The organism is Butyrivibrio sp. INlla21 (assembly GCF_900116875.1).
Classification (GTDB): domain Bacteria; phylum Bacillota; class Clostridia; order Lachnospirales; family Lachnospiraceae; genus Butyrivibrio.
This window is the reverse complement of sequence record NZ_FPCC01000054.1, coordinates 1-5062: the sequence shown is the minus strand read 5'-3', so window position 1 is coordinate 5062 and position 5062 is coordinate 1. Positions and strand designations below refer to the sequence as shown.

Here is a 5062-nt window from a genome sequence, read left to right as displayed (position 1 = left end):
AGCTTGATATCCATGATGGTCTCTTTTCCGGTACTGCTAAGGTCAATGGGGTTGGTTACTAGCAGTTCTTTTACATCGGATGGGGAGATGCCCTTTAATGCACATACAAGGCCGGTTAAAGCTTTCTCGGATCTCTGCATTACGTAATGGAACATCATGTCACTCATGAGAGTGAATTCGATTTCTCCTGTTGCTGTTTCGTAAGTAAGTTTCTGTGTTGTTTCTTTTGAATTAGACATAAAGATAAGTCTCCTTATAAATAGAATTTGGCGAATCCGCCATACGCCGACATAAGAATGGCCGTTGAAAGACCGTCGACATATTCAATGATATCAGACAAAACTTAAGATTCTCTGTAGAAAAGTCTTAAATTTTCTTAAGAAATAGCGGTTTGATGTGTTACTATGTTTTATAAGACAAAACGGATAGGAGAATAATGCATGAACCTCAGAATTACTGCAGATGGAGACGAGCGAGATATAAATGAGATTTTTGAAATGCTAAAGGAATATAATCTCAAAAGTCGCGAAGAGTCTGAGAATGTCCCGCTCGGAATATACTATGAAGATGAAAACAACGGAAAGCTTGCGGGATTAACCGGCGAAACCTTCGGGAATTGGCTTTGCGTGCATTATCTTTTTGTCAGTGAGAAGCTTAGAGGAAAGGGAGTCGGCAGCGAGCTTTTAAATGCCGCTGAGAGCGAAGCCAAGAGTCGCGGCTGCAAGTATGCTTTTGTGGATACCTTTTCTTTTCAGGCACCGGGGTTTTACAAAAAGCATGGATACAACGAGGTCTTTACCCTTGAGAACTATCCGTATACAGGAAAAAGACATTACTATACCAAAGAGTTGATCTGAAGGACTTATGATGAACATACGACAATTTGAGCACAGCGACGCACCTGCGGTTTCGGAGCTTATAAGAAATACAATAAAGATATCTAATACAAAAGATTATCCAAAAGAACTAATGGATGCGTTGATAAAAGTAGAGACACCTGAGCATGTTCTTGAAAGAGCAAGCTGGACGCATTTTTATGTAGTGGAAGATCAGGAAAAGATCATAGGCTGCGGCGCCATCGGTCCTTACTGGGGGAAAGAGGACGAGAGCAGTTTGTTTACGATTTTTGTTTCTCCCGAATATCAGGGGAAAGGCGTGGGGCGCGCGATCATAGAGACTCTTGAGAAAGATGAATATTTTCTTCGCGCAAAGAGAATTGAGATACCTGCGTCGATAACAGGTGTACCTTTTTACCTGAAAATGGGATATCATTTTAAAAACGGCATTTCTGAACCTGATGATGAACACCTTATCAGGATGGAAAAAATACAACAAAGATAAAGAACGGCTTTATAAGGAAAAGAGAAATAAAATCGAGATAGGAGATCTTTCGAAATGGGTTCTTTGTTATTGGCGGTAATATATCTGATTTTTATAAGTTTGGGACTCCCGGATTCACTTCTGGGATCGGGATGGCCCAAAATGCAGATGGTGTTTGGCGTTCCGTCATCTTACGCCGGATATGTTTCTATGACTATCTCATTCATGACGATCATATCTGCGCTTCTAAGTCCTAAATTTATAAAAAGATTTCACACCAAATGGATCGTTATTTTTTCCGTATTTCTGACAATCCTTGGACTTCTTGGATTTTCGATTTCGGGGCAGTACGCGATGCTTTTCTTATTTGCGGTTCCGTATGGCCTTGGCGCCGGCGCGATCGATGCTTCCGTCAATCATTATGTAGCCAATAATTATTCCGGTTCCGTGATGAATTTTTTGCATTGCTTTTATGGAGTCGGAGCGGTCATCAGCCCTTCGATCATGGCTATGGCCCTGAAGTATGCAAGATGGAACGAAGGCTACAGATGGACGGCGTTTGTTCAGATGGGGATTCTTTTGATATGCATTTTCTCTTTGCCGCTCTGGAAGAAAAAAGAGTCCGAAAGCGCAGAAGATGAGATCAAGAACAGCGCTGGAATCAGAGAGACAATAAAAGCACCCGGTGTCATTCTCACACTTATTGCGTTCTTTGCGTATTGTTCGGGAGAAGCAACTTGTTTCCTTTGGACGCCGAGTTTTTTTGCGGGAACGAGAACAGGAATGAGCGATCAACTCATTGCCTCTTTTGGTTCACTGATATTTGGCGGACTGATGCTTGGAAGATTGATCTCGGGCTTTATATCAAACAGACTTGGAGACAGACTTCTTATCAGGATTGGAATAGTTGTTGAAATGTTCGGAATTGCACTGGTATTCATACCATCGCCCGGTTACTTGATCGCCGCAATCGGCTTTGTTGTTATAGGAACCGGAATGGGACCGGTCTATCCTGCAATTCAGCACATGGCACCTACCAATTTCGGAAAAAGATATTCAGCCGCGGTTATCGGACTTCAAATGGCGTCGGCATATGTTGGAAGTACCTTTATGCCTATGGTGTTTGGACTTTTGCAGCAGGAAATCGGAATAGGAATCATGCCGATTTATCTTTTGATTTTTGCAGTTATGAATATAGGATTCTTGGAGTTGACGTATAAAGTAATCAAAAAAGTATGAGCATTAATATTAATACATTAGAAAATTTAAACATAAAAAGAATTTTGGAGCGCGGGAGCGGAAAAGAAATTTACAGGGATGAAAGCGCAATCCTGGTGCTTGATGAAGTAAGTAAAGCATTCATGATAGCATGTGATGATGCGGATTTCGGCATGAATGTTTTGGAAAAGAATGCGGCAAAAGATATATCGCTTCTTTTTACATCAAACAAAGAACTGGGAGCGCGGGTCTATGAAAAGTACGGTTTTACCGGAAATATGGAATGCTTCCAGATGGCATATCTGAAAAAAGAAATACCGGTAAGCAACGAAAGTCTTTCCTTCAGAGAGGCTACTTTAGAGGATTTTCCGTTTATTTCAGCCGGATATGATCTTATCAGTGATGAAGAATTAAAAGAAGTGATAAGTCGCCGAGGCATTGTCGTCGGACGAACGGATGAAGGAATCGTGGGATTTATCGGAGAGCATCTTGAAGGCAGTATCGGACTTTTGTATGTCTTACCTCAGCATCGTAGAAAAGGATACGCAGCTGAGCTTGAAAAAGAAATGATTCGTCGTCATTTATCAAAAGGTTTTATTCCTTTCGGACAAGTTGAAAAGACAAATGAAGCTTCTATGTGTCTGCAAGAAAGCATCGGGATGACAAAGTCAGACAATACTGTTTTTTGGATGTGGAAATAGATGTAGCAGAGTTTTTGGGGGACATATGAATAGCAAATTGTTTATGCAAGCAATAACAAAAGTTTTATCGGGAATAATTCTTGTGGGGCTTCTGCTCTTTTTACCCGCGGGATCCTTTTCATATTGGAACGGATGGCTTTTGATAGGGATTCTGTTTATTCCCATGATTGTAGCAGGATTTTTCATGATGAAGAAAAGCCCTGAACTCTTACAAAAAAGATTAAATGCAAAAGAAGAACAGTCTGAGCAGAAAGCTGTCGTCGTGCTGAGTGGGGTGATGTTTATAGCCTCTTTCATCGTGGCGGGACTAAATTTCAGATTTGGATGGATTGTTTTACCTAATTGGATTGTATATGCCGCAGCAGTCGTATTTTTGCTTGGATATATATTGTATGCGGAGGTTCTTAGGGAAAACGCATACCTTTCCAGAACAGTTGAGGTACAGGAGAATCAAAAGGTTATTGATAACGGCCTTTATGGGATTGTGCGTCATCCGATGTATATGAGTACATTTCTTTTGTTTTTATCAATGCCTCTTGTCCTTGGTTCCGTAATTTCTTTTGTTATTATGCTCGTTTATATACCTATAATCTCAAAGCGTATACGCAATGAAGAACAGGTACTTGAAAACGGTCTTGAGGGATATTCGGATTACAAAAAGCGTGTGAAATATAAGGTTATACCTTGGGTTTGGTGAACTTAAAATGATGATATGGATTATTGCAACATTGATTGCATTTTATATTAAAGGGTTATGCGGCTTTGCCAATACTCTTGTTTTTACTTCGATACTGGCTTTCGGAACAACCAATATAAATATTTCTCCGGTGGAATTGATCCTTGGTTATCCTACGAACCTTATTCTTACATGGAAAAACAGAAATAAACTAAACAAAGCTATTTTTATTCCGCTTTCAATTCTGGTCTTGATAGGAAGCATTATCGGAGCTGTTTTATTAAAGAAAGTTAATCCCGGATATATAAAAATAGTATTTGGAATCATTGTTGTTTTGATCGGGACGGAGATTCTTTTGAGAGAGTTTAATAAACTACAGTTAAAAGAATCTAAGATTTTCCTGGGAGTGATCGGTGTCCTATCAGGAGTGCTTTGCGGATTGTTCGGAGTTGGAGCGCTTCTGGCGGCATATATCGGAAGAGTAAGTAATAACAGCGAAGAATTCAAAGCTAATATCAGCGCTGTTTTCATTGTAGAAAACAGTTTCAGAATAATCCTATACATAGTACTTGGAATATTTACCCTTTCCGGCATAAAGCAGGCGATTATCCTATTTCCGTTCATGCTTATAGGATTATTTTTGGGAATAAAAAGCAGCAAGATCCTCAATGAAAAGACAGTTAAAATTCTGGTTATCGTCTTGCTGATAATCTCAGGTGTGATGATGGTTGTAAATAATATATGATGGACAGACATATGAAATTGATAGCTAAAGGAAATACCGCAAAGAAAATAAAGTAAGACTAACTATTAAAGAAAGTCAATAAAAATGTTTTAAAACAGAAATGTTTTAAATATAGCGACGATGACTTATGCATCGTATTCAGCACCTTGAAAACTGCATGACAAATAGAGCATCGTTTTAGATGCTCTTGAAAGAAGATTTGTATGGAATTAGTTAAGCTGCTTTGTTGTATAACTGATGAGATTTCTCAAGCTGATATATCAGTCTCACAAGTTTTTTTGTGGCATGGGATACAGCCACATAATAATGCTTCCCTTCAGCTCGCTTTTTGGCAAGGTAAGCGCTAAATGTCGGATCCCAATGACAGACATAGATGGTGGTATTAAACAGAGCATATCGTAG

At 39.5% G+C, this 5062-nt stretch carries 7 protein-coding genes and 1 pseudogene; 6 read left to right on the top strand and 2 right to left on the bottom strand.

Annotation, left to right across the window (positions count from 1 at the left end):
- The coding region (locus tag BM377_RS15920; RefSeq protein WP_143104533.1) for a hypothetical protein at nucleotides 1-239 on the bottom strand (239 nt) is incomplete at its 3' end.
- A gap of 201 nt (nucleotides 240-440) precedes the next feature.
- On the opposite strand from BM377_RS15920, the gene BM377_RS15915 reads away from it, so the two are divergent.
- Genes BM377_RS15915 through BM377_RS15890 form a run of 6 tightly spaced genes read left to right on the top strand, consistent with a single transcriptional unit; the run spans nucleotide 441 to nucleotide 4660 of the window.
- Nucleotides 441-857, top strand: a complete 417-nt coding sequence (locus tag BM377_RS15915) for a GNAT family N-acetyltransferase (RefSeq protein WP_092250951.1) — start codon at nucleotides 441-443, stop codon at nucleotides 855-857.
- 7 nt (nucleotides 858-864) lie between these two features.
- Nucleotides 865-1341 carry a GNAT family N-acetyltransferase gene (locus BM377_RS15910; RefSeq protein WP_143104532.1) on the top strand — a complete coding sequence of 159 codons (477 nt, stop codon included), beginning with the start codon at nucleotides 865-867 and terminating at the stop codon, nucleotides 1339-1341.
- 54 nt (nucleotides 1342-1395) lie between these two features.
- Nucleotides 1396-2559, top strand: a complete 1164-nt coding sequence (locus BM377_RS15905) for an MFS transporter (protein ID WP_092250949.1) — start codon at nucleotides 1396-1398, stop codon at nucleotides 2557-2559.
- A gap of 44 nt (nucleotides 2560-2603) precedes the next feature.
- On the top strand, nucleotides 2604-3239 hold the full coding sequence (locus BM377_RS15900) for a GNAT family N-acetyltransferase (RefSeq protein ID WP_177223931.1): 636 nt from the start codon (nucleotides 2604-2606) through the stop codon (nucleotides 3237-3239).
- A 25-nt stretch (nucleotides 3240-3264) separates the two neighbouring features.
- Nucleotides 3265-3936, top strand: coding sequence for a methyltransferase family protein (locus tag BM377_RS15895; RefSeq protein WP_092250945.1), 672 nt, complete (start codon nucleotides 3265-3267; stop codon nucleotides 3934-3936).
- Between the two features lie 7 nt (nucleotides 3937-3943).
- Nucleotides 3944-4660: a sulfite exporter TauE/SafE family protein gene (locus tag BM377_RS15890; RefSeq protein ID WP_242948195.1), complete on the top strand. Its 717-nt coding sequence runs from the start codon at nucleotides 3944-3946 to the stop codon at nucleotides 4658-4660.
- Nucleotides 4661-4873: 213 nt separating this feature from the next.
- Here the strand turns inward: BM377_RS15890 and BM377_RS16445 are convergent.
- Nucleotides 4874-5062 (bottom strand): annotated as a pseudogene (locus BM377_RS16445) (IS110 family transposase); the annotation flags it as partial.